Origin of the sequence: Achromobacter sp. Root565, from assembly GCF_001427425.1 — a bacterium.
Taxonomy (GTDB): Bacteria; Pseudomonadota; Gammaproteobacteria; order Burkholderiales; family Burkholderiaceae_B; genus Achromobacter; species Achromobacter spanius_D.
The window spans coordinates 558,354-581,695 of the sequence record NZ_LMGO01000005.1 but is presented as its reverse complement, the minus strand read 5'-3'; the positions used below and the strand labels follow the sequence as shown (position 1 = coordinate 581,695).

The window sequence follows — 23,342 nt, the reverse complement described above, 5'->3', positions numbered from 1 at the left end:
CGCGCACGTTCCTTTTTGATGGCGCTTTCATGACCGATGTCTACGCGGCATGGGCTGCGGCCCATGCCCTCTCTTTGTTTGTCGCGTTGCCGCTGGCTGCTGGCGGCGTGGCGCTACTGTTCATGCGTTGCCACGGCCGGCTGTCCGGCAACGGCCGCGCGGTACTGTTCGCCGCGACGGCGGGCGTGTCCTTTGCGGTGTTCCTGGCGCTGGCGCTGGCCGTCGAACGGCGCGGGACCGTCGTGGCGTTCGACAGCGCGCTCGCCAACGCGCTCAGCATGTCCATGTCGACGTCGATGCTCTGGCTGCTGTCCTGGATCACGTACCTGGGCGACCGCAGCCTGCTCACGGTCGTCGCCGTGCTGATGACGCTAGCGCTGCTGTGGCGCGGGTCATGGCAGCTCGCGCTCTTTTGCGCCGTCGCGACCGGCCTGAACGGCGCGCTCAACTGGCTGTTCAAGCACACATTCGAACGCGTACGCCCCGACCACGACCACGGCTACGCCATGGCAACCGGCTGGAGCTTCCCCAGCGGCCACTCGTCCGCGGCGATGGCTGTGTACGGCACGGCCTGCTACCTGATGTGGCGATTCGCGCCGCCCGGCTGGCGCCTGCCGTGCGTGGCGTTCATGGCCGCGCTCATCATGGCCATCGGCCTGAGCCGCATCCTCTTGCAGGTGCATTTCGCCAGCGACGTCGCCGCCGGGTTCGCGGTCAGCCTCGGGTGGCTGGTCCTGTGCGTGGCGGCCGTCGAGCGGCTGCACGTCTCAGGCAGGACGGTTCAGCGCGTCCAGTAGGCGCGCCTCGACGCCGGCAACGGCGCCCGCCTGCAGCGGCGCGCAGGTGTAGCGCCCGCCCGCGCACGCAATGGCCCGGTCAAGCTGCCGCATCCGGTCGGCGGGCGGCGGGTCCAGATCGATGATCAGCTTGCCGGCAATGGGCGCCGTGACCTGCCCGTCGCTGAAGCGTTCCAGCGTGCGATCGATCTCGCGTTCCCCGGGCAGGGCCAGCACGATGGTGTCGGACTCGGCCAAGGCTTCGCGCGCCGAGGTCGCCAGCGTCGCGTTGCCGCGAAAATCCTCGCAGCGGTCCGCTTCGATGTCGTAAAGCGTCAACGCAATGTCGGGATCGGCGGCCAGCAGCCGCCGCGCCGCACGCGTGCCGATCCTGCCCATGCCGACGATGCTGACGCGCGGACTCATGGCTTGGGCACCGACCACGTGCTCACGATATGGGCGACCGGCTCGTCCGAGCCTTCGCCCGTCAGCACGACTTCTCCCGCGGACAGACGGCCCACCTTGAGCAGGCGGGCGTGGGCATGGATGGCGCCCGCGGGGCTCTTGCGCAAAAAATTGATGGTCAGGCTGGCCGTGACCGCGTGGGCCTGCCCGGTCGCGCCCACCACGGCTGCATACATGGCCAGATCGGCCAGTCCCATCAGCATTGGCCCGGCAACGATGCCGCCCAGCCGCTGGTGCGTGTCCCGGGCGGGCAGCACGGCGTGCGCCGTGCCGTGGCCGATGTGCAGGATATCGATCCCCAACAGCATCGAGAACGGGTGCTGGTCGGCCAGCAGCACGTGAAAGTCGGCAAGGCTGATCAGCGGCGCGCGCGCATCGGCGGCGAGGGCGGTTGCGGTCATCGTTGTTCCAGGGCGTGGCAATAGTTGTCCAGCAGCGCGTCGGCCTGCTGGCCCAGGGACTTGAGGCGGCGGGTATGCACCAGCAGCAACAGTCCCATCAGATAAGTGAACACGTTCATCTGCTCGGCCTGAACGAACTCGTCGCGCCAGCCCTTCGTGCGTGCCAGCGCCTGTCCGATCAGATCGATGCATTGCCGCAACCGGCTATTGAGCTTTTCGTCCATGTCCCGACCCAGCCCGCGCGGGCCAAGTCCCTGGAACAGATACATTCCCAGCGAAAAATCCGTGCGCCGCTGCGCGTAATACTCGAAGAACGCCCGGATTACGCCGCGTGCGGCCGACTGCGGCGCCTCGGCCTCGCCCGCCTGCGCCAGATGCGCGAGCAGCCGCTGCAGCGATCCATCCAGCAGTTCCCCATACAGCGCTTCCTTGCCCGCGAACCAGGGATAGATGGCGCCGGTCGTGCAACCGGCTTCCTTCGCGATGGCCCGGATCGTCGTGTTTTCCAGACCATCCTGCTCGAACACGCGCTGCGCGGCGTCCAGGATGATCTGCCTGCGCAGTGCGCTCAGACGTTCGTTGCGGTCGGCACGGGGGGAGGGCGTGGACATGGTGCTCGGCGGCGATTCGATGCCACCGATCATATCGACGATTTTTATTAATAACAATGTTATTCACCCTGCACGTGATTACGATGATCTTCAGTGCCGGCATCATCCCGGCCGCTCCGGTTTAGCGCCGCACGGCAGCCGGAGCCGCGAAGAAAGTAGCGTGACGAATGGGTTTCGGAATTGCCCGGAAAATTGGGGGCAGGGCCGAAAGTCGCATGGTTGCGCGCTCGGGCAGTTCGGTAAGGGTAAGCCCTAGCGATACGCGGCAAGCATCAGCGGGATGTTGCAACTTCCCAACAAGCCTGTCGCAAACCTGCACTTTTCTGATGCCGACCATAGCCAGTCCCCCCGATTTTTGATGCAATAGCGTCAACTTCCCTTCGCGGAGTTAGGGGGGCGGCAGGCTGGTTTGCTGGATTGCTGCTCTTGTCACTCAAATCAACGGAGATTTCTTAAATGAAAAAGACTCTGCTCGCTGCCGCCCTGCTCGCCGGTTTCGCCGGTGTCGCCCAGGCAGAAACGTCTGTCACCCTGTACGGTATCATCGACACGGGTATCGGCTACAACAAGATCAGCGGCGCCGATAACGACGCTCTGAACGGCAGCCGCTTCGGCATGATCAACGGCGTCCAAAACGGTTCGCGCTGGGGTCTGCGTGGTTCGGAAGATCTGGGTGACGGCCTGCGCGCTGTTTTCCAACTGGAATCGGGCTTTGACTCGGGTAACGGCCGTTCGGCTCAAGGTGGCCGTCTGTTCGGTCGTCAAGCCACCGTCGGTCTGGCCAGCGACAGCTGGGGCCAACTGGACTTCGGTCGCCAAACCAACATCGCTTCGAAGTACTTCGGTTCGATCGATCCGTTCGGCGCTGGCTTCGGTCAAGCTAACATCGGCGCCTCGCTGAGCGCGGCCAACACCAACCGCTACGACAACATGGTTCTGTATCAGACCCCGTCGTTCAGCGGCTTCCAGTTCGGCGTTGGCTACTCGTTCAATGCTGACGACACGAACACCGCTCAAACCGGCTGGCGCACTGCGAACAACACGCGCGCTATCACGACCGGTCTGCGCTACGTGAATGGCCCCCTGAACGTGGCCTTCTCGTACGACCAGCTGAATGCTTCGAACAACCTGCCGACGGCTCAGACCGACGCTACCCCGCGCATGTATGCTCTGGGCGCTTCGTATGACTTCGAAGTCGTGAAGCTGGCTCTGGCCTACGCTCGCACGACCGACGGCTGGTTCGCTGGCCAAGGCCTGCAAAGCAGCGCCGGCAACATCGGCTTCAGCAGCAACGTGTTCTCGGATGGCTTCAAGGCTAACTCGTACATGGTTGGTCTGTCGGCTCCCATCGGTGGCGCCAGCAACCTGTTCGGTTCGTGGCAAATGGTTGACCCCAGCGACGGTCGTCTGAGCGGTCTGGAAGATACCGACAAGACGATGCAAATCTTCTCGTTGGGCTACACCTACGACCTGTCCAAGCGCACCAACCTGTACGCCTACGGTTCGTACGCCAAGAACTACGCCTTCATCGACGACGTCAAGTCGACCGCTGTCGGCGTCGGTGTCCGTCACCGCTTCTAATCCAATGCAGGGCGCAAGCCCTGTGTGGATTTAAAGCAAAGTCGAACGGGCCTCGGCCCGTTCGCATAAGCCACCCTTTCGGGGGTGGTTTTTTTTCGTCTGCTGACTGAATTCAGGCATACTACGACTTCGTGTCGTTCGAGCCGCACATGCTCGACATGCACCGACGAAAGCTGCGATTGTTCCATTTGAGGAATGCAGTCTTTCGCCTGCTATTCAAGCTACAGAGTTCAGCCGGAAGTAACCGCGCGAATGCTACAATCCTAAGGTTTGCGCATTTGACGGACGCCTGAATGAACCTGCAACAGTATTTTCCCGTCCTGCTGTTTATCGTAGTGGCCACCCTTATCGGGTTCGCGCTTCTAACGGCCGGCTCCCTCCTTGGCCCGCGGCGTCCTTACGCTGAGAAGCTCTCGCCTTACGAGTGCGGCTTCGAAGCGTTTGAAGATGCACGCATGAAGTTTGACGTGCGCTACTACCTCGTGGCGATCCTGTTCATTCTTTTCGACCTGGAAATCGCGTTCCTGTTCCCGTGGGCCATCGCCCAGGGCACCGTCGGACTCGTCGGTTTCTGGACGGTCATGGTTTTCCTTGCCGTGTTGACCGTCGGCTTCATCTACGAATGGAAAAAGGGCGCGCTGGATTGGGAGTGACCTTCGGGTTCATTTCACAGCACGTTATCAGAGACGAATATGGCTATAGACGGCATTCTCAAGCAAGGGTTCATCACCACCAGCGCCGACAAGTTCCTGAACTGGGCGAAGACCGGTTCGATGTGGCCCATGACCTTCGGTCTGGCCTGTTGCGCGGTTGAGATGATGCACGCGGGCGCAGCCCGCTATGACCTGGACCAATTCGGCATCATCTTCCGGCCCAGTCCGCGCCAGTCCGATCTTATGATCGTTGCCGGCACGCTGTGCAACAAGATGGCGCCCGCGCTGCGCAAGGTCTACGACCAGATGCCCGAGCCGCGCTGGGTGGTTTCTATGGGCTCCTGTGCCAATGGCGGCGGCTACTACCACTACTCGTATTCGGTGGTGCGTGGCTGTGATCGCATCGTACCGGTAGACGTCTACGTGCCGGGCTGCCCGCCCACGGCCGAGGCGCTGGTCTACGGCTTGCTGCAAATGCAGAACAAGATCCGTCTGACCAACACGATTGCGCGCTGATGCTTCGTGCGGTTCGACGGCAGGCCTCAGCCGCCGCGAACCTGCGAAACCAGCGTATCGGTTCACCTAAGCGTACAAGATGATGACCAGGCTCGAATCCCTGAAAAACAATTTGCAGACCACCCTCGGTGCGGACATCGCGCTGACCGAGGCGCTGGGCGAGCTGACGCTCGAAGTGCCCGCGGAGCAGTGGTTCTCCGTCTGCAACAAGCTGCGCACCGAAGCCGGCCTGCGCTTTGAAACCTGTATCGACCTCTGCGGCGTCGACTACCTGACCTGGGGCAACGGCACGCGCCAACTGCCCGAGGAAACCAACGTCCGCATCCACCGCGCGCGTTATGCCGTGGTGGCGCACTTGCTCTCCCTCGAGAACAACTGCCGGCTGCGCGTGCGCACCTGGGCGCCCGACGACGAGTTCCCGATGGTCGCCTCGCTGATGGAATGCTGGCCCACGGTCGGCTGGTTCGAACGCGAAGCCTTCGACCTGTACGGCATCGTCTTCGAAGGCCACCCGGACCTGCGCCGCATCCTCACCGACTACGGTTTCATCGGCCATCCGTTCCGCAAGGACTTCCCGCTGTCGGGCACCGTCGAAATGCGCTACGACCCCGAGCAACGGCGCGTCATTTACCAGCCGGTCACGATCGATCCGCGCGAGATCACCCCGCGCGTGGTGCGCGAAGACACCTACGGCATGGGGCGTTGAATCATGGCAGACATCAAGAACTACACCCTGAACTTCGGTCCTCAACACCCGGCCGCGCACGGCGTGCTGCGCCTGGTGCTCGAGCTTGACGGCGAAGTCATCCAGCGCGCCGATCCGCACATCGGCCTGCTGCACCGCGCCACCGAAAAGCTGGCCGAGCACAAGACCTACATCCAGGCGCTGCCCTACATGGACCGCCTGGACTACGTGTCCATGATGTGCAACGAGCACGCCTACGTCATGGCCATCGAAAAGCTGCTGGGCGTCGAAGCCCCGCTGCGCGCGCAGTACATCCGCGTGATGTTCGATGAAATTACCCGCCTCCTGAACCACCTGATGTCGCTGGGCTCGCACGCCCTCGACGTGGGCGCCATGGCGGTATTCCTGTACGCCTTCCGTGAACGCGAAGACCTGATGGACTGCTACGAAGCCGTCTCGGGCGCGCGCATGCACGCGGCCTACTACCGTCCGGGCGGCGTCTATCGCGACCTGCCGGATTCCATGCCGCAGTATGGCGACTCCAGCAAGTTCCGTGGCGACAAGGAAATGCGCGTCATGAACGACGCACGTTCGGGCTCGCTGCTGGACTTCATCGAAGACTTCACCAACCGCTTCCCCGCCTGCGTCGACGAGTACGAAACGCTGCTCACCGACAACCGTATCTGGAAGCAGCGTCTGGTGGGCATCGGCGTGGTCGATCCCGATCGCGCCAAGGCGCTGGGCTTCACCGGCCCGATGCTGCGTGGCTCGGGCGTCGCCTGGGATCTGCGCAAGATGCAGCCCTACGAAGTCTATGACCTGCTTGATTTCGACATCCCCGTGGGTGTCAACGGCGACTGCTACGACCGCTATCTGGTCCGCATCGCCGAGATGCGCCAAAGCAATCGCATCATCCGCCAGTGCGTGGAATGGCTGCGCAACAATCCCGGCCCGGTCATGATCGAGAATCACAAGATCGCCCCGCCGTCGCGTACCGCCATGAAGACCAACATGGAAGAGCTGATCCATCACTTCAAGCTCTTCACTGAAGGTTTCCACGTGCCCCCGGGCGAAGCGTATGCCTCGGTCGAGCATCCGAAGGGCGAATTCGGCATCTATCTGGTGTCCGACGGCGCCAACAAGCCTTACCGCCTGAAGATTCGGGCGCCCGGCTTTGTCCACCTGCAAGCGCTGGATGAAATGTCGCGCGGCCACATGATCGCCGACGCCGTCACCATCATTGGCACGCAGGACATCGTTTTCGGCGAGATCGATCGCTGATCCGCCCAGACAGTCACGAGCACGCCCGCATAACCCGGATTCAAACTATGCTGCTTTCCGAACAGGCCTACCAGAAAATCGACCGTGAACTGGCCAAGTTCCCGGCCGACCAGCGGCAGTCCGCCATCATGGCCTCGCTTGCCATCGCGCAAGAAGAGAAGGGCTGGTTGGCTACCGAAGTCATCGAAGACGTGGCCAAGTACATTGGCGTTCCGCCCATCGCGGTCCAGGAAGTCGCCACGTTCTACAACATGTTCGACGTCAAACCCGTCGGCAAGAACAAGATCGCCGTCTGCACGAACCTGCCCTGTGCCTTGCGCGACGGCGACCGTGCCGGCGACTACCTCAAGCGCAAGCTGGGCGTCGACTACCGCCAGACCACCGAAGACGGCCAGTTCACGCTGGTCGAAGGCGAGTGCATGGGCGCCTGCGGCGACTCCCCCGTGCTGATCGTGAACAACAAGCATATGTGCGTGCGCATGACCGACGAGAAGCTGGACGCGCTGGTCGCGGCCCTCAAGCAGCAAGGAGAGTCGGCATGAACGCGCCTGACCTGTACAAACAGTTCGCGCAGGGGCTGGATCCCGATCCCCTGAACGACCTGTCCAACTCGATGGCCCTGCACGGCCGCCACCTGCAGCCGCAGATCATGGCCGACGTCGACGGCGCCAACTGGCGCCTGGCCGACTACGTCAAGCGCGGCGGCTACGAAGCCCTGAAGAAGATCCTGACCACCGGCATGAAGCCGGAAGACGTGATCGCCGAAGTCAAGGCGTCGGGTCTGCGCGGCCGTGGCGGCGCGGGCTTTCCGACCGGCCTGAAGTGGAGCTTCATGCCGCGCGCCTTTCCGGGCCAGAAATACCTCGTCTGCAACTCCGACGAAGGCGAGCCCGGCACGTTCAAGGACCGCGACATCCTGCGTTTCAATCCGCACATCGTGATTGAAGGCATGGCGATCGCGGCCTACGCCATGGGCATCAGCGTCGGCTACAACTACATCCACGGCGAAATCTTCGAAGTCTACGAGCGCTTCGAAGAGGCCCTCGAAGAGGCGCGTGCCGCCGGCTTCCTGGGCGACCGCCTGTTCGGTTCCGACTTCAGCTTCCAGCTTCACGCTTTCCACGGTTACGGCGCCTACATCTGCGGCGAAGAAACCGCGCTGCTGGAATCGCTGGAAGGCAAGAAGGGCCAGCCGCGCTTCAAGCCGCCGTTCCCGGCCAGCTTCGGCCTGTACGGCAAGCCCACCACCATCAACAACACGGAAACGTTCGCGGCGGTGCCGTGGATCATCCGCAACGGCGGCCAGGCCTACCTGGAAGTCGGCAAGCCGAACAACGGCGGCACCAAGCTGTTCTCGATCACCGGCGACGTCGAGCGTCCCGGCAACTACGAGATCCCGCTGGGCACCCCGTTCTCGACCCTGCTGGAACTGGCGGGCGGCATGCGCGGCGGCAAGAAGCTGAAGGCGGTCATCCCCGGCGGCTCCAGCGCTCCGGTCCTGCCCGCCGACATCATGATGGAATGCACGATGGACTATGACTCCATCGCCAAGGCGGGCTCGATGCTGGGCTCGGGCGCGGTGATCGTCATGGACGAGACGCGCTGCATGGTGAAGTCGCTGCTGCGACTGTCGTACTTCTATTTCGAGGAAAGCTGCGGCCAGTGCACGCCGTGCCGCGAAGGCACCGGCTGGCTCTACCGCATGGTGCACCGCATCGAAAACGGTCAAGGCCGTCCGGAAGATCTGGAGCTGCTGGATAACGTGGCCCTCAACATCATGGGCCGCACCATCTGCGCCCTCGGTGACGCCGCCGCCATGCCCGTCCGTGGCTTCCTCAAGCATTTTCGCGACGAATTCGCGCACCACATCGAGCACAAGTCTTGTGTGGTCCCGCAATATCTGTAGGTCTCAGGAACAGCAATGGTTGAACTAACCGTCGACGGCAACAAGGTCGAAGTGCCCGAAGGCAGCATGGTCATGCATGCCGCCCAGAAAGTCGGGCTTTACGTGCCGCATTTCTGCTACCACAAGAAACTGTCCATCGCGGCCAACTGCCGGATGTGCCTGGTTGAAGTGGAAAAAGCGCCCAAGGCGCTGCCCGCCTGCGCCACGCCCGTGACCAACGGCATGGTCGTCCACACCTGCTCTGAGAAGGCTCGCGCCGCTCAGAAGTCGGTGATGGAATTCTTGCTCATCAATCACCCCCTCGACTGCCCGATCTGCGATCAGGGCGGCGAATGCCAGTTGCAGGATCTGGCCGTGGGCTACGGCGGTTCTTCCTCGCGTTACCAGGAAGAAAAGCGCGTCGTGTTCCACAAGGACCTGGGCCCGCTGGTTTCCGCCGAGGAAATGTCCCGCTGCATCCACTGCACCCGCTGCGTGCGCTTCGGCCAGGAAATCGCCGGCGTCATGGAACTGGGCATGCTGGGCCGTGGCGAACACTCCGAAATCACCACCTTCGTGGGCCGCTCGATCGAGTCCGAACTGTCGGGCAACATGATCGACATCTGTCCGGTGGGCGCGCTGACCTCCAAGCCCTTCCGCTACAGCGCGCGTACCTGGGAACTGGCTCGCCGCCGTTCGGTCAGCCCGCACGACAGCTTGGGCGCCAACCTGGTCGTCCAGGTCAAGGGCGACCGCGTGATGCGCGTGGTCCCGTTCGAAGACGAAGCCGTCAACGAATGCTGGATCAGCGACCGCGACCGCTTCTCGTACGAAGGTCTGAACAGCGACGACCGCCTGTCCGCCCCGATGATCAAGGGCACCGACGGCAAGTGGCAGGAAGCCTCGTGGGCCGACGCCCTGCAGGCCGTGGCCCAAGGCCTGTCGCGCGTGCGTGACAGCTTCGGCGCTGGCCAGATCGGCGCGCTGGCGTCCGAATACGCCACCACCGAGGAATACGCGCTGCTGGGCCGCCTGGTCCGCTCGCTGGGTTCCGAGAACATCGACTTCCGTCTGCGCCAGACCGACCCGGCCTTCGACGCCGCGCTGACCGGCGCGCCGTGGCTGGGCATGCCCATCGCCGAACTCGACAACCTGGACCGCGTCCTCGTCGTCGGCTCGTTCCTGCGCAAGGATCATCCGCTGATGGCTCAGCGCCTGCGCCAGGCCGCCAAGCGCGGCACGCAGATCCTGATGGTCGACAGCGCCGCCGACGATCCCCTGATGCCCGTCACCGCGCGCATCACCGTGGCCCCCTCGGAATTGGCGCGCGCGCTGGCCGAAGTGGCCGTCGCGCTGGCCCAGGCCAAGGAACAGGCCGTGCCGGCCGAATTCGCCTCGGTCACGCCGGGCGAAAACGCCAAGCTCATCGCCGCCAGCCTCGCCTCGGGCGCCAACACCGCCGTCCTGATGGGCAACCTGGCTGTCGCCAGCGCCCAGGCCACCACGCTGGCCGCCAACGGCCGCGCCGTGGCTGACCTGACCGGCGGCAAGTTCGGCTTCCTGACGTCGGGCGGCAACACGGTCGGCGGTTATCTCGCCGGCGCCATCCCGGGCAAGGGCGGCAAGACCGCCGCGGCCATGCTCGCCGAACCGCTCAAGGCCTACATCGTCCTGCACGCCGAACCGCTGCTCGACGCCGACAACGGCCAGCAAGCCATCGCCGCGCTGCGCGGCGCGCAGTTCGCCGTCGCGCTCACGCCTTACCGTTCGGCCGCAGCCGAATGGGCCGACGTGATGCTGCCGGTGTCGCCGTTCACGGAAACCTCGGGCACGTTCGTCAACGCCCAAGGCCTGGCTCAGAGTTTCAAGGGCACGGTCGCGCCGTTCGGCCAGACCCGTCCGGGCTGGAAGGTCCTGCGCGTGCTGGGCAACGTCCTGCACCTGGCTGGCTTCGACGACGAGACCTCCGAGTCCGTGCGCGACGCCGTGCTGGCAAGCGGCGTCGAAGGCCGCCTGTCCAACGACGTCAAGGCTCCGCTGGGCCTCGGCCAGGCCATCACCGGCCTGGAACGCGTCGCTGATGTGCCGATCTACCGCACCGACGCCATGGTGCGCCGCTCGGAACCGCTGCAGGCCTCGCCGGCTTCGAAGAAGCCCGCCGCCGCCATGAACGGCCGCACCCTCACCAGCCTGGGCCTGACGGCCGGGGTCAAGGTGCGCGTGTCGGCCGGGCAGGGCGTCGTCGAACTGGAAACCGTGCAGGATGATGCCGTGGCCGATCGCGCCGTGCGCATTTCCGCCGCCTTCGAAACTACCGCTGCCCTGGGTGGCGCATTTGGTCAAATCAGCGTGGAGCGTGCCTGATGGAATGGCTCAATGTTCTTGAAAGCCACGGTCAGGCATTGCTGGGTCCGACGGTCTGGATGGTCCTCTGGACCCTCGTCAAGATCGTCATCATTGCGGTGCCCATCATCCTGTGCGTGGCCTACCTGACGTACTGGGAACGCAAGATGATCGGCGCCATGCACGTGCGCATGGGTCCGAACCGCGTCGGTTTCAAGGGGCTGCTGCAGCCGTTTGCCGACGTGTTCAAGCTGCTGACCAAGGAAGTCGTGGTCCCCAGCCAAGCCAACAAGGTGCTGTTCATCGTGGCCCCCGTGGTCACGCTGATGCCCGCGCTGGCGGCCTGGGCCGTCGTGCCGTTCGGCCCCGATGTCGTGCTGGCGAACGTCAACGCCGGCCTGCTGTACATCATGGCCATCACGTCCATCGGCGTGTACGGCGTGATCGTCGCCGGCTGGGCGTCCAACTCCAAGTACGCGTTCCTGGGCGCGCTGCGCGCCTCGGCCCAGATGCTGTCGTATGAACTGGCCATCGGCTTCGTGCTGGTGACGGTGCTGCTGGTGTCGGGCAGCCTGAACATGTCCGAGATCGTCAACGTGCAGAACCGCGGCTGGTTTGCCGAAAAGGGCCTGACGTTCATGTCGTGGAACTGGCTGCCGCTGTTGCCGCTGTTCGTGATCTACGTGATCTCGGCCGTCGCCGAAACCAACCGTCACCCGTTTGACGTCGTGGAAGGCGAATCCGAAATCGTGGCCGGCCACATGGTCGAATACTCGGGCATGGCATTCGCGCTGTTCTTCCTGGGCGAATACGCCAACATGATCCTGCTGTCGTGCATGGCATCGATCATGTTCCTGGGCGGCTGGGCTTCCCCGATCGATATCGCGCCGCTGACCTGGATTCCGGGTTGGATCTGGCTGGGTCTCAAGACGTTCTTCGTGGTCTCGTTGTTTGTTTGGTTCCGGGCTTCGTTCCCGCGCTACCGCTATGACCAGATCATGCGTTTGGGTTGGAAAATCTTCATCCCGCTGACCGGCGTCTGGCTGGTCGTGGTGGCGATCTGGATGCAGACGCCCTGGAACATTTGGCGCTAAGCGCCAAGCAGAGGCAGGATATGGAAGCGATCAAGGATTTCTTCGGCAGTCTGATGCTGACCGAGTTGCTCAAGGGCATGCGCCTGACGGGCAAGTATTTTTTCAAGCGCAAGGTCACCTTGCGTTACCCCCAGGAAAAGACCCCTGCGTCGCCGCGTTTCCGCGGCCTGCACGCCCTGCGCCGCTACCCCAACGGGGAAGAGCGTTGCATCGCGTGCAAGCTGTGCGAAGCCGTGTGCCCGGCGCTGGCGATCACGATCGAGTCGGACCAGCGCGACGACGGCACCCGCCGCACGACGCGCTACGACATCGATCTGACCAAATGCATTTTCTGCGGCTTCTGTGAGGAAAGCTGCCCCGTGGACTCCATCGTGGAAACGCACATCCACGAATACCACGGCGAAAAGCGCGGCGACCTGTATTTCACCAAAGACATGCTGCTCGCCGTGGGCGACCGCTACGAAGCCGACATCGCCCGCCGCCGGGCCGAAGACGCGCCTTACCGCTGAAGCCCAGGGTCTGATCCATGACTTTTACCACTGTCCTTTTCTACATACTGGCCGCCGTGCTGGTGATCGCGGCGTTCCGCGTGATCACCGCGCGCAGTGCGGTCACCGCCGTTTTGCACCTGATCCTGGCGTTCGCCAACGCGGCCATGCTCTGGATGCTGCTGGGCGCCGAGTTCCTCGCGCTGCTGCTGGTGCTGGTGTACGTGGGCGCCGTGATGGTGCTTTTCCTCTTCGTCGTGATGATGCTCGACATCCGGATGGACACCCTGCGCCAGGGCATGAAGACCTATCTGCCGCTCGGCCTGGTCATCGGCCTGGTGCTCGTGCTGGAAGTGTCCTTCGTGCTGGGCTCCATCTGGTACGGTTCCGGTCCCCAGGCGCAGCTGCCCAGCGACTACAACAACGCCCGCGCGCTCGGCGAAGCGATGTACACGCAGTACATCTACGCGGTTGAAGTTGGCGCCGCGCTGCTGCTGGTCGGCATGGTTGCCGCGATTGCGCTGACCCTGCGCCGCCGCCGCGACGTCAAGTACAACGACCCGGTCGCCGCTGTCCGCGTGCGTTCGAAGGACCGCTTCCGCATGGTGAGCATGCCCGCCCAGAGCGAGCGCGCCCAGGCCAAGCGTGACGCCTCGAACGGTGCCGCGCCCCAAGGAGAAAAACAATGACGCTGACGCTGGCCCACTATCTGATCCTTGGCGCGATCCTGTTCGCGATCGGGATCTTCGGCATCTTCCTGAACCGCCGCAACCTGATCATTCTCCTGATGTCCATCGAGCTCGTGCTCCTGGCCGTCAACATGAACTTCGTGGCGTTCTCCAGCTGGTTCGGCGACACCGCCGGCCAGGTGTTCGTGTTCTTCATCCTGACCGTGGCCGCCGCTGAAGCGGCGATCGGCCTGGCCATTTTGGTGCTGCTGTTCCGCAACCTGAACACGATCAACGTTGACGAACTCGATCGCCTGAAGGGCTGACGGGGTATTGGAAGAAAATGTCTAGCTCACCCAATCTCTACCTGCTCATCGCGCTGGCGCCGCTGGCCGGAGCAATTCTCGCGGGCCTCTTCGGCACCGGGTTCCTCGGCCGGCCCATCGGCCGCCGCGCCTCGCACGTCATTACCATCCTGGGCGTGCTCATCTCCGCCATCGGTTCGGTGGTGGTGCTGGGCGACGTGCTGAACGGCCTGCGTTTCGACGGCGCCGTCTACACCTGGAGCCTCATCGGTCAGACCAAGCTGGAAATCGGCTTCCTGATCGATCCGCTGTCGGCCATGATGATGGTCGTCGTGACTTCCGTGTCGCTGATGGTGCACATCTACACCATCGGCTACATGGCTGACGATCCCGGCTATCAGCGCTTCTTCTCGTACATCTCGCTGTTCACGTTCTCCATGCTGATGCTGGTGATGTCGAACAACATGGTGCAGCTGTTCTTCGGCTGGGAAGCGGTGGGTCTGGTGTCGTACCTGCTGATCGGTTTCTGGTACACCCGTCCGACGGCGATCTTCGCCAACATGAAGGCGTTCCTGATCAACCGCGTCGGCGACTTCGGTTTCGTGCTCGGCATCGGCCTGCTGTTCGCCTACGCCGGCACCATGCACTACGGTGAAGTCTTCGCGCAGGCCGACAAGCTGGCCGGCATGAAGCTGCCGGGCTCGGACTGGATGCTGCTGACCGTGGCGTGTATCTGCCTGTTCATCGGCGCCATGGGTAAATCGGCCCAGGTCCCGCTGCACGCCTGGCTGCCCGACTCGATGGAAGGCCCGACCCCGATCTCCGCGCTGATCCACGCCGCCACCATGGTGACGGCCGGCATCTTCATGGTTGCGCGTTTCTCGCCGCTGTTCGAACTGTCGGACACCGCACTGTCGTTCATCATCGTGATCGGCGCCATCGGCGCGCTGTTCCTGGGCATCCTGGGCATCATCCAGAACGACATCAAGCGCGTCATCGCGTACTCCACGCTGTCGCAGCTGGGTTACATGACCGTGGCGCTGGGTGCGTCGGCCTACTCGGTCGCGATCTTCCACCTGATGACGCACGCTTTCTTCAAGGCGCTGCTGTTCCTGGGCGCGGGTTCGGTCATCATCGGCATGCACCACGACCAGGACATCCGCAATATGGGCGGCCTGCGCAAGTACATGCCCATCACCTGGATCACCTTCCTGCTGGGTACGCTGGCACTCGTCGGCACGCCGTTCTTCTCGGGTTTCTACTCGAAGGAAAACATCATCGAAGCCGCCGGCCAGGCCAATGTCTGGGGCGCGAGCTTTGCCTACTATGCCGTGCTGATCGGCGTGTTCGTCACGTCGCTGTACTCGTTCCGCGTGTACTTCCTGGTCTTCCACGGCAAGGAACGCTTCGACACCAGCGATCATGGCCACGGCCACGATGCGCACGGTCACGGTCATGACGACCATGGCCACGACGACCACGGCCACGGCCATCACGGCGGAAAGCCGCACGAGTCGCCCTGGGTGGTCACGCTGCCGCTGATCCTGCTGGCGATTCCGTCGGTGTTCGTCGGCGCGTGGGCGGTCGATCCCATGCTGTTCGGCAAGTTCTTCGACGGCGTCATCAAGGTCCTGCCGCAGCAGCATCCCGCGATGCACGTGCTGAGCGAGGAATGGCACGGCTGGGTCGCCTACGGCCTGCACGCCTTCCAGACCCTGCCGTTCTGGCTGGTCGTGGCTGGCTTCGTCATCTCCTGGTACTGCTACCTGATCAACCCGAAGGTGCCGGCCGCCATCAAGGCCAACCTGTCGGGCGTGAACAAGATCCTCGAGAACAAGTACTACGTCGACTGGGTCAACGAGCAGATCATCGCGCGCGGTTTGCGCTGCCTGGGCCGCGGCCTGTGGCAGACGGGTGATCGCGGCATCATCGACGGCATCCTGATCAACGGCAGCGCCCGTGTCGTGGGCTGGGTGGCAGCCATCAGCCGTCACCTGCAGTCCGGCTTCATTTATCACTACGCGTTCGCGATGATCATCGGCGTCATGGCGCTGGTGACTTTCTTTGTGCTGATTCCCCAATGATGGCAAGCGAGATGGCATCCAACACTTTTCCCTGGCTCACGCTTGCGATCTTTGTCCCGATCGTATTCGGCCTGCTGGTGCTGGCGGTGGGCCGTGACGACCGTCCCGGCCTGACGCGCGGCCTGTCGCTCGTCGGCTCGATCGCCGGCTTCCTGGTCACGATTCCGCTCTACACCGGTTTTGATTCCTCCACGGCCGCCATGCAGTTCGTGGAGAAGGCCTCCTGGATCGAGGCTTTCAACGTCAATTACCACCTGGGCATCGACGGCATCTCGATGTGGTTCGTGCTCCTGACCGCGTTCATCACCATCATCGTGGTGCTGGCCGGCTGGGAAGTGATCACCAGCCGCGTCGCGCAATACATGGCCGCCTTCCTGATCCTCTCGGGTCTGATGGTCGGCGTGTTCTGCGCGCTGGACGGCATGCTGTTCTACGTGTTCTTCGAAGCCACGCTGATTCCGATGTACATCATCATCGGCGTCTGGGGTGGCGCGAACCGCGTGTATGCGGCCTTCAAGTTCTTCCTCTACACCCTGATGGGTTCGCTGCTGACGCTGGTCGCGTTCGTCTACCTCTGGCATGCCTCGGGCGGTTCGTTCGACATCCTGACGTGGCAGCAGACCAAGCTGGGCTACACCCCGCAGATCCTGATCTTCGTGGCGCTGCTTGCGGCGTTTGCGGTCAAGGTGCCGATGTGGCCTGTCCACACGTGGTTGCCGGACGCCCACGTGGAAGCGCCCACGGGCGGCTCCATTGTTCTGGCCGCCATCATGCTGAAGCTGGGCGCCTACGGCTTCCTGCGCTTCTCGCTGCCGATCGCCCCTGACGCGTCGCACAGCCTGGCCGGCATGATGATCACGCTGTCGCTGATCGCCGTGATCTACATCGGTCTGGTCGCGATCGTGCAGGACGACATGAAGAAGCTGGTGGCCTATTCGTCGGTCGCCCACATGGGCTTCGTCACGCTGGGCTTCTTCATCTTCAACACGGCCGGCGTCGAAGGCGCCATCGTGCAGATGATCTCGCACGGCTTCGTGTCGGGCGCCATGTTCATGTGTATTGGCGTGCTCTATGACCGCATGCACTCGCGCCGCATCGCCGACTACGGCGGCGTGGTCAACGTGATGCCGCGTTTTGCCACGTTCTTCATCCTGTTCTCGATGGCCAACAGCGGCCTGCCGGCCACCAGCGGTTTCGTCGGCGAATTCATGGTGATCATGGGCGCGGTCGAGCACAACTTCTGGATCGGCCTGCTGGCAGCCACGGCCCTGATCCTGGGCGCGGCGTACTCGCTGTGGATGGTCAAGCGCGTCGTCCTGGGCGATGTCGCCAACGACCACGTGCGCGAGCTGACCGATATCAATCGCCGCGAATTCGTGATTCTTGGCGTGATGGCGATCGCCGTGTTGTACATGGGGATCTATCCCAAGCCCTTTACCGACGTAATGCACGTGTCGGTCGAGGCCCTGCTGCAACACGTTGCCGTCTCGAAACTGTAAGACAAGACAATGATGCAATCCCAAATCGATTTCGCCCTGGCGACACCGGAAATCCTTCTGCTGATTTTCGGCCTGGCTATCCTGCTCGTCGACGCGGTCAGCAATCACCCCGAGCGTAAGCCGACGTTCCTGCTGACCATGCTTGCCCTGGGCGTGCTGACCGTCGTGTCGGCCGTGCAGTGGAAGAACGGCGTGGCTGGCTCGACGTTCAACGGCCTGTACGTCACGGACGAGCTGTCGCACCTGCTGAAGATCGCCTCGTATCTTGCCGTCGGCGTGACGCTGATCTACGGCCGCGTGTATGCGCAGGTTCGCGACATGATGCGTGGCGGCGAACTCTACGTGCTGACGCTGTTTGCGCTGCTGGGCCAGATGGTCATGATCTCCTCCGGGAACCTGATCTCGATCTACCTGGGCCTGGAGCTGATGTCGCTGGCGCTGTACGCGCTGATCGCCCTGCGCCGTGACAACGTCGTGGCCACCGAAGCCGCCATGAAGTACTTCGTGCTGGGCGCGCTGGCCTCGGGCTTCCTGCTGTATGGCATGTCCATGATCTACGGCGCAACGGGCCACCTGGACCTGACCGAAGTGTCCAACGTCATCGCCGCCGGCAAGGCCGAGAAGATGGCGCTGGTGTTCGGCATCGTGTTCCTGGTGTCGGGCCTCGCGTTCAAGCTGGGCGCCGTGCCGTTCCACATGTGGGTGCCGGACGTCTACCAAGGCTCGCCGACCGCCGTCACGCTGATCCTGGGCGGCGCGCCCAAGCTGGCCGCCTTTGCGATCACGCTGCGCCTGCTGGTCGACGGCCTGCACGGCCTGGCCGCCGACTGGCAGCCGATGCTGATGATCCTGGCCGTGCTGTCGCTGGCCATCGGCAACCTGACCGCCATCGCGCAGACCAACTTCAAGCGCATGCTGGCTTACTCGACCATCTCGCACATGGGCTTCGTGCTCCTGGGGCTGATGTCGGGTTCGGTGGCGGGCAAGCCGGAACTGTCGTCGGCCGCCTACGGCGCCTCGCTCTTCTACATGCTGACCTACGTGCTGACCACGCTTGCCAGCTTCGGCATCGTGCTGCTGCTGTCGCGCCAGGGCTTCGAGTGCGAACACATCGACGACCTGAAGGGCCTGAACCGCCGCAGCCCGTGGCATGCCGCCATCGTGCTGCTGCTGATGTTCTCGCTGGCCGGCATTCCGCCGCTGGTGGGCTTCTACGCCAAGCTGGCCGTGCTGCAGGCGCTGATCTCCGCGGGTCACGTCACGCTGGCCGTGGTGGCGGTGCTGTTCTCGCTGATCGGCGCGTTCTACTACCTCCGTGTGGTCAAGGTCGTCTACTTCGACGAGCCGGCGGCCGACGCTGCCCCGATGGTGGCCACGGCCGGTCAACGCGGCGTGCTGTCGATCAACGGCGCGCTGATCCTGGTGCTGGGTCTGTTGCCCGGTGGCTTGATGGCGCTGTGCGTGCAGGCCATCCGCTCGTCGCTGAGCCTCTAAGGACGGATAGCGGCCATGAACCAGACACTGGCGGTATGGCTGTTGATCGCGCTGGCGCTCGTCAGCGCGAATCTTCCTTTCCTGTCCGAGCGCGTTTTTGCCGTGCTGCCCTGGAAACAGGGCGGGGCGGCGGCGGTCAAGCCGTTCTGGATGCGCCTGATCGAAGTGCTGGTGTTCTACGCCATCGTCGGCGCGCTGGGTTTCGCGTTCGAGTCCACGCTGGGCAACCGCTTTGCCCAGACTTGGGAGTTCTACGCGATCACGCTCAGCCTGTTTCTGGTGCTGGCGTATCCTGGGTTTGTGTACCGGTATCTGTTCAAGCGGCATCCGCGTCTGCGGACTTGAAGACGCAGCGGCCCGCCCGCGTATCGATGCACCAAAGACGCCCCCCGAACGGGGCGTTTTTTTATGCCGGCAGCAATACCGGCATCGGCCTTGCACGGCAAGAAAATCGCATGCAATCCAGCCCCTTTTTTGACGTCTGATCCGTCCTGTATTTTGCGCAAGATCAAAGCTGTTGTTTTTTTATCCTTTTGATTTGCAAGGACCTTTTGTTCAGGTTTCATTCAGCGCCGCCGTTCAGAATCGCAAACGACAAAAAAACAAGAATCGTTGTTATTTACATTCTGGAGAAGTCGGTTTGAAGCCCCAAGATTCGTATTCGCTGAATACGCTCGCCACCTCGCTGGCCGCCGCCATTGCAGCGCCCGCGTTGTTCGTCAGCCCCTATGCAGCAGCCCAGTCCGCCGACGCCGGCGTGACGCAGCTGTCGCCCGTCCGCATCGAGGGCGAAAGTTCGTCGTACCAGACCTCGACCGCGCAGTCGCCCAAGATGACGGCGCCCTTGCTGGACACCCCGCGCACGGTGCAGGTCGTACCGCAGCAGGTGATCCAGGACCAGGCTGCGTCCACGCTGCAGGACGTGCTGCGCAACTCGCCAGGCATCACGTTCGGCGCCGGTGAAGGCGGCCGCCCGGGCGGCGACCTGCCGATCATCCGCGGCCAGAATTCCGCCGGCAGCATCTTTCTGGACGGCATCCGCGACAGCAGCACCCAGGTGCGCGATACGTTCAACCTGGAGCAGGTCGAGATCATCAAGGGTCCGGATTCGGTGTATTCCGGACGGGGCGGCGCGGGCGGCAGCATCAACATGGTCAGCAAGGCGCCGAAGGCCACGGACTTCACCGAAGCCACTGCGCAGATCGGAACGGACAACAACTACCGCGCCACCATCGACAGCAACTGGCGCCTGGGCGAGAAGGCGGCGTTCCGCCTGAACGTGATGGGCAACAAGGGCGACACGCCGGGCCGGGATGACGCCGTGGACTTCGAGCGCTGGGGCGTTGCGCCGTCGCTGATGCTGGGCGTGGGCACGCCGACGCGCATTACGCTGAGCTACTACCACTACCAAGACGACAGCATGCCCGACTACTCCATTCCGTATGACCCGAAGTCGGGCCAGCCGGTGACGGAGACGATGGGGGTGAGCCGCAAGTCGTTCTACGGCCTGACTGGCCGCGACTTCATGAAGACGCGCGATGACGTCGCCACGGTGGACTTCCAGCACGACTTCTCCGACAAGCTGCAACTGCGCAACGTGACGCGCTATGGCCGCGGCACAACCGATTTCGCGGCGACCAATCCCGACGACAGCAAGGGCAACATCCCGAATGGGCTGGTGTACCGCGCGCTCAAGTCGGGCTACTACGTCACCAAGACGTTCGCCAACCAGACCGACCTGACCGGCGAATTCGAGACCGGCAGCCTGAAGCATTCTTTCGACCTGGGCTTCGAGTACAGCAATACCAAGCAGGACAAGGACAGCTACACGCAGACGATCGCCCGTGGTCCGATGAACTGCAAGGTGAGCGCCACCGACCTGTCGAACCCGGCGCTGTGCACGTCGTTGTGGGATCCGAATCCCCACGACGACTACACCGGCAGGCTGACCCGCAACGACAATCCGGCCGTCTACAACACGGACACGCTGGCGCTCTACGGCTTTGACACCATCAAGTTCAACGAGCAGTGGCAGGCCAGCCTGGGCGCGCGCTGGGACAACTACCGCACCAGCGGCAGCAACATCGCGCGCGGCCGCAGCGATCCGGCCAGCACCCCCGCGTTCTACAGCACGAGCCGCGAGGACAACCTCTTCAACTATCAGGTCGGCCTGGCGTACAAGCCGGTGCCCAACGGCACCATTTACGCCACGTATGGCACCTCGTCGACGCCTTCCGCCATTGCCGGCGGCGCGATCAGCGATGCGACGTCGCTGTCGACGTCCTCGCTGGAGCCGGAAAAGAGCCGCACGGTGGAACTGGGCACGAAGTGGCAGGTGTTTGACGACAAGCTGACGCTGTCCGCAGCGGCGTTCCAGGACATCCGAAAGAACACCAGCGTGGCCGTGTCGGCAACCGAGGTGGCGCAGGTGGGCGAAGCCAAGGTGCGCGGCATCGAACTCGGATTCTCGGGCGCCATCACGCCGAAGTGGAACGTGTTCGGCGGCTACACCTTCATGGACAGCGAAATGACCAAGGGCGCGTACAACAGCGGCGCCGTCGGCCAGGATCTGCCCAACACGCCGCGCAATGCCTTCAGCCTGTGGACGACCTACAAGGTGCTGCCCAAGCTGACGATCGGCGGCGGCGCGTATTACGTCGACAAGGTGTACGGGAATTCGGACGCCACGAAAAACGCCGACGGCTCGCCCAAGGCACGCTGGGTGCCGTCGTACTGGCGCTTTGACGCGATGGCCGGCTACGAATTCAACGAGCACTTCTCGGCGCAGTTGAACGTATTGAACATCTTCGACGAGACGTACTACACCAAGGCCTATGCCGCGCACTACGCGGCGCTGGGCACGGGCCGGGCGGCGCTGCTGTCCCTGCGCGTACGGTACTGATCAAGGGGCGCCGCGTCAGCGACGCCGACTTGCATGAAAAAAGCCACCTCGTTTGTCGAGGTGGCTTTTGCTTTTGGAAGGGGGCTGGCGTCCGCTGCTGCCCGGTGTCTGACACCCGTTGAGGCATTGCTGCAAGCTGACGGTCATCTCCTTAGGGTGTCAGACACCTTGTCGAAAGGGGGCGCGTCCGCTGCTGCCCGGTGTCTGACACCCGTTGAGGCATTGCTGCAAGCTGACGGTCATCTCCCTAGGGTGTCAGACACCTTGTCGAAGGCTGGCGTCCGCTGCTGTCCGGTGTCTGACACCCGTTGAGGCATTGCTGCAAGCTGACGGTCATCTCCCTAGGGTGTCAGACACCTTGTCGAAAGGGGCGGGCGGCCGTTGCTGCACGGTGTCTGACACCCGTTGAGACATTGCTGCAAGGTGACGGTCATCTCCCGAGGGTGTCAGACACCTTGTCGAAGATGGGCGTCCGCTGCTGCACGGTGTCTGACACCCGTTGAGGCATTGCTGCAAGCTGACGGTCATCTCCCTAAGGTGTCAGACACCTTGTCGAAAGGGGTGGGCGGCCGCTGCTGCACGGTGTCTGACACCCGTTGAGACATTGCTGCAAGCTGATGGTCATCTCCCTAGGGTGTCAGACACCTTGTCGAAGGTGGGCGTCCGCTGCTGCGCGGTGTCTGACACCCGTTGAGGCATTGCTGCAAACTGACGGTCATCTCCCTAGGGTGTCAGACACCTTGTCGCGGGATCAGCTTTCGAACCAGTTCAGCACGCCGTCCAGCCCCGAGACATTAAGCGCGTAGCGCGTCTGCTGACGCACCAGCGGCTTGGCGTGGTAAGCCACCGGGAAGCCGGCGTTGGCCAGCATCTTCAGGTCGTTGGCGCCGTCGCCCATGGCGATGATCTGGTCTGTCGAGGCGCCGTGCGTGCGTGCGAATTCCCGCAGGTGCGTGGCCTTGGCGTCGGCGTCCAGGATGTCGCCCAACACGCGGCCGGTGAGCACGCCGTTTTCGATTTCAAGGGTGTTGGCGTGGGCGCTGTCCAGGTTCAGGCGGGCGCGCAGGCGTTCGGTGAAGAACGTGAAGCCGCCCGACACCAGCAGCACCTTGATGCCGGCGGCCTGGGCCGTGGTGATCAGGCGCTCGGCGCCGGGATTCAGGCGCAGCTTTTCCTCGTAGACCTGGTCCAGCGCGCCCGCCGGCGCGCCCTTGAGCAGCGCCACCCGGCGGCGCAGGCTTTCCGCGAAATCCTTGATCTCGCCGCGCATGGCGGCTTCGGTGATTTCCGACACCTTGTCCTTCACGCCGACCACGCCCGCGATCTCGTCGATGCACTCGATGTTGATCAGGGTCGAGTCCATGTCCATGGCCAGGATCTTGCAGTTGGCCAGCTTCAGGCCGGCGGGCACGAAGGCGGCGTCGACGCCGCGCGCGTCGGCCCAGGCGCACACCACGGCGCGCGTCTCGTCGTCATGCTGCACGTCGAGCAGGCGGGCCGCGGTGTTGCTGATGCGCGCCACGCCCTGGGCCTGGGCCAGGGCGGCGAGCTGCTCGGCATGTTCGATGGCGAGGCCGGGGGATTGGACGACGAGATTGTGGGTAGTCATGG

General features: G+C 63.4%; 22 protein-coding genes. 18 read left to right on the top strand and 4 right to left on the bottom strand.

Annotation, left to right across the window (positions count from 1 at the left end; genetic code table 11):
- Window positions 1-29 precede the first annotated feature (29 nt).
- Window positions 30-797: a phosphatase PAP2 family protein gene (locus ASD71_RS19310; protein ID WP_056568304.1), complete on the top strand. Its 768-nt coding sequence runs from the start codon at window positions 30-32 to the stop codon at window positions 795-797.
- Here ASD71_RS19310 and ASD71_RS19305 read toward each other — a convergent pair.
- The 3 genes from ASD71_RS19305 to ASD71_RS19295 are packed head-to-tail and all read right to left on the bottom strand — an operon-like array spanning window position 768 to window position 2,253.
- Window positions 768-1,202, bottom strand: a complete 435-nt coding sequence (locus ASD71_RS19305) for an NAD(P)-binding domain-containing protein (RefSeq protein WP_056568301.1) — start codon at window positions 1,200-1,202, stop codon at window positions 768-770. The genes ASD71_RS19310 and ASD71_RS19305 overlap by 30 nt on opposite strands.
- Window positions 1,199-1,642: a PaaI family thioesterase gene (locus tag ASD71_RS19300; protein ID WP_056568297.1), complete on the bottom strand. Its 444-nt coding sequence runs from the start codon at window positions 1,640-1,642 to the stop codon at window positions 1,199-1,201. Before ASD71_RS19300 ends, ASD71_RS19305 begins: the two co-directional genes overlap by 4 nt.
- Complete coding sequence (locus ASD71_RS19295; protein ID WP_056569470.1) at window positions 1,639-2,253, bottom strand: TetR/AcrR family transcriptional regulator; 615 nt, start codon at window positions 2,251-2,253, stop codon at window positions 1,639-1,641. Before ASD71_RS19295 ends, ASD71_RS19300 begins: the two co-directional genes overlap by 4 nt.
- Window positions 2,254-2,709: 456 nt before the next feature.
- On the opposite strand from ASD71_RS19295, the gene ASD71_RS19290 reads away from it, so the two are divergent.
- The 17 genes from ASD71_RS19290 (at window position 2,710) to ASD71_RS19210 (ending at window position 21,731) form a co-directional block, all read left to right on the top strand.
- Entirely contained in the window at window positions 2,710-3,834 is a 1,125-nt protein-coding gene (locus ASD71_RS19290; protein ID WP_056568294.1) for a porin, read from the top strand.
- A 293-nt stretch (window positions 3,835-4,127) separates the two neighbouring features.
- A complete protein-coding gene (locus ASD71_RS19285; protein WP_006217959.1) occupies window positions 4,128-4,487 on the top strand; it encodes an NADH-quinone oxidoreductase subunit A in 360 nt (119 codons plus the stop codon).
- Between the two features lie 39 nt (window positions 4,488-4,526).
- Window positions 4,527-5,003 (top strand): NADH-quinone oxidoreductase subunit B family protein, encoded by a 477-nt coding sequence (locus tag ASD71_RS19280; RefSeq protein ID WP_006217960.1) that lies wholly within the window; start codon window positions 4,527-4,529, stop codon window positions 5,001-5,003.
- A gap of 79 nt (window positions 5,004-5,082) precedes the next feature.
- Window positions 5,083-5,709 (top strand): NADH-quinone oxidoreductase subunit C, encoded by a 627-nt coding sequence (locus ASD71_RS19275; protein WP_056568292.1) that lies wholly within the window; start codon window positions 5,083-5,085, stop codon window positions 5,707-5,709.
- A 3-nt stretch (window positions 5,710-5,712) separates the two neighbouring features.
- On the top strand, window positions 5,713-6,969 hold the full coding sequence (locus ASD71_RS19270; protein ID WP_056568290.1) for an NADH-quinone oxidoreductase subunit D: 1,257 nt from the start codon (window positions 5,713-5,715) through the stop codon (window positions 6,967-6,969).
- A gap of 47 nt (window positions 6,970-7,016) precedes the next feature.
- Entirely contained in the window at window positions 7,017-7,511 is a 495-nt protein-coding gene (gene nuoE / locus ASD71_RS19265; protein WP_056568287.1) for an NADH-quinone oxidoreductase subunit NuoE, read from the top strand.
- Window positions 7,508-8,875 carry an NADH-quinone oxidoreductase subunit NuoF gene (gene nuoF / locus ASD71_RS19260; RefSeq protein WP_056568284.1) on the top strand — a complete coding sequence of 456 codons (1,368 nt, stop codon included), beginning with the start codon at window positions 7,508-7,510 and terminating at the stop codon, window positions 8,873-8,875. Before nuoE ends, nuoF begins: the two co-directional genes overlap by 4 nt.
- 15 nt (window positions 8,876-8,890) lie before the next feature.
- On the top strand, window positions 8,891-11,218 hold the full coding sequence (nuoG, locus tag ASD71_RS19255; protein WP_056568281.1) for an NADH-quinone oxidoreductase subunit NuoG: 2,328 nt from the start codon (window positions 8,891-8,893) through the stop codon (window positions 11,216-11,218).
- A complete protein-coding gene (gene nuoH / locus ASD71_RS19250; RefSeq protein ID WP_056568279.1) occupies window positions 11,218-12,291 on the top strand; it encodes an NADH-quinone oxidoreductase subunit NuoH in 1,074 nt (357 codons plus the stop codon). Before nuoG ends, nuoH begins: the two co-directional genes overlap by 1 nt.
- 20 nt (window positions 12,292-12,311) lie before the next feature.
- Window positions 12,312-12,800, top strand: a complete 489-nt coding sequence (gene nuoI / locus ASD71_RS19245; RefSeq protein WP_008161196.1) for an NADH-quinone oxidoreductase subunit NuoI — start codon at window positions 12,312-12,314, stop codon at window positions 12,798-12,800.
- A gap of 17 nt (window positions 12,801-12,817) precedes the next feature.
- Window positions 12,818-13,468 (top strand): NADH-quinone oxidoreductase subunit J, encoded by a 651-nt coding sequence (locus ASD71_RS19240; RefSeq protein WP_056568276.1) that lies wholly within the window; start codon window positions 12,818-12,820, stop codon window positions 13,466-13,468.
- Complete coding sequence (nuoK, locus tag ASD71_RS19235) at window positions 13,465-13,773, top strand: NADH-quinone oxidoreductase subunit NuoK (protein ID WP_006217969.1); 309 nt, start codon at window positions 13,465-13,467, stop codon at window positions 13,771-13,773. Before ASD71_RS19240 ends, nuoK begins: the two co-directional genes overlap by 4 nt.
- Before the next feature lie 17 nt (window positions 13,774-13,790).
- A complete protein-coding gene (gene nuoL / locus ASD71_RS19230; RefSeq protein WP_056568273.1) occupies window positions 13,791-15,836 on the top strand; it encodes an NADH-quinone oxidoreductase subunit L in 2,046 nt (681 codons plus the stop codon).
- Window positions 15,833-17,335, top strand: coding sequence for an NADH-quinone oxidoreductase subunit M (locus ASD71_RS19225; protein ID WP_056568271.1), 1,503 nt, complete (start codon window positions 15,833-15,835; stop codon window positions 17,333-17,335). Before nuoL ends, ASD71_RS19225 begins: the two co-directional genes overlap by 4 nt.
- Window positions 17,336-17,344: 9 nt before the next feature.
- Window positions 17,345-18,829 carry an NADH-quinone oxidoreductase subunit NuoN gene (gene nuoN, locus ASD71_RS19220; RefSeq protein WP_056568268.1) on the top strand — a complete coding sequence of 495 codons (1,485 nt, stop codon included), beginning with the start codon at window positions 17,345-17,347 and terminating at the stop codon, window positions 18,827-18,829.
- 15 nt (window positions 18,830-18,844) lie between these two features.
- Complete coding sequence (locus ASD71_RS19215) at window positions 18,845-19,174, top strand: DUF2818 family protein (RefSeq protein ID WP_056568266.1); 330 nt, start codon at window positions 18,845-18,847, stop codon at window positions 19,172-19,174.
- A 295-nt stretch (window positions 19,175-19,469) separates the two neighbouring features.
- Window positions 19,470-21,731 carry a TonB-dependent siderophore receptor gene (locus ASD71_RS19210; RefSeq protein WP_056568262.1) on the top strand — a complete coding sequence of 754 codons (2,262 nt, stop codon included), beginning with the start codon at window positions 19,470-19,472 and terminating at the stop codon, window positions 21,729-21,731.
- Between the two features lie 751 nt (window positions 21,732-22,482).
- Here the strand turns inward: ASD71_RS19210 and serB are convergent.
- The gene (gene serB, locus ASD71_RS19205; protein ID WP_056568259.1) at window positions 22,483-23,340 is read right to left on the bottom strand and encodes a phosphoserine phosphatase SerB; all 858 of its coding nucleotides are present in this window, start codon (window positions 23,338-23,340) and stop codon (window positions 22,483-22,485) included.
- Window positions 23,341-23,342 lie beyond the last annotated feature (2 nt).

Bases quoted from the DNA above. Each gene is read 5' to 3' on its own strand.
- ASD71_RS19305 (WP_056568301.1), bottom strand. From the start codon at position 1,202: ATGAGTCCGCGCGTCAGCATCGTCGGCATGGGCAGGATCGGCACGCGT.
- nuoK (WP_006217969.1), top strand. From the start codon at position 13,465: ATGACGCTGACGCTGGCCCACTATCTGATCCTTGGCGCGATCCTGTTC.
- serB (WP_056568259.1), bottom strand. From the start codon at position 23,340: ATGACTACCCACAATCTCGTCGTCCAATCCCCCGGCCTCGCCATCGAA.
- nuoN (WP_056568268.1), top strand. From the start codon at position 17,345: ATGATGCAATCCCAAATCGATTTCGCCCTGGCGACACCGGAAATCCTT.
- ASD71_RS19280 (WP_006217960.1), top strand. From the start codon at position 4,527: ATGGCTATAGACGGCATTCTCAAGCAAGGGTTCATCACCACCAGCGCC.
- ASD71_RS19290 (WP_056568294.1), top strand. From the start codon at position 2,710: ATGAAAAAGACTCTGCTCGCTGCCGCCCTGCTCGCCGGTTTCGCCGGT.
- ASD71_RS19225 (WP_056568271.1), top strand. From the start codon at position 15,833: ATGATGGCAAGCGAGATGGCATCCAACACTTTTCCCTGGCTCACGCTT.
- nuoI (WP_008161196.1), top strand. From the start codon at position 12,312: ATGGAAGCGATCAAGGATTTCTTCGGCAGTCTGATGCTGACCGAGTTG.
- nuoL (WP_056568273.1), top strand. From the start codon at position 13,791: ATGTCTAGCTCACCCAATCTCTACCTGCTCATCGCGCTGGCGCCGCTG.
- nuoF (WP_056568284.1), top strand. From the start codon at position 7,508: ATGAACGCGCCTGACCTGTACAAACAGTTCGCGCAGGGGCTGGATCCC.
- nuoE (WP_056568287.1), top strand. From the start codon at position 7,017: ATGCTGCTTTCCGAACAGGCCTACCAGAAAATCGACCGTGAACTGGCC.
- ASD71_RS19310 (WP_056568304.1), top strand. From the start codon at position 30: ATGACCGATGTCTACGCGGCATGGGCTGCGGCCCATGCCCTCTCTTTG.
- ASD71_RS19275 (WP_056568292.1), top strand. From the start codon at position 5,083: ATGATGACCAGGCTCGAATCCCTGAAAAACAATTTGCAGACCACCCTC.
- ASD71_RS19270 (WP_056568290.1), top strand. From the start codon at position 5,713: ATGGCAGACATCAAGAACTACACCCTGAACTTCGGTCCTCAACACCCG.
- ASD71_RS19300 (WP_056568297.1), bottom strand. From the start codon at position 1,642: ATGACCGCAACCGCCCTCGCCGCCGATGCGCGCGCGCCGCTGATCAGC.
- nuoG (WP_056568281.1), top strand. From the start codon at position 8,891: ATGGTTGAACTAACCGTCGACGGCAACAAGGTCGAAGTGCCCGAAGGC.
- ASD71_RS19295 (WP_056569470.1), bottom strand. From the start codon at position 2,253: ATGTCCACGCCCTCCCCCCGTGCCGACCGCAACGAACGTCTGAGCGCA.
- ASD71_RS19285 (WP_006217959.1), top strand. From the start codon at position 4,128: ATGAACCTGCAACAGTATTTTCCCGTCCTGCTGTTTATCGTAGTGGCC.
- nuoH (WP_056568279.1), top strand. From the start codon at position 11,218: ATGGAATGGCTCAATGTTCTTGAAAGCCACGGTCAGGCATTGCTGGGT.
- ASD71_RS19240 (WP_056568276.1), top strand. From the start codon at position 12,818: ATGACTTTTACCACTGTCCTTTTCTACATACTGGCCGCCGTGCTGGTG.
- ASD71_RS19215 (WP_056568266.1), top strand. From the start codon at position 18,845: ATGAACCAGACACTGGCGGTATGGCTGTTGATCGCGCTGGCGCTCGTC.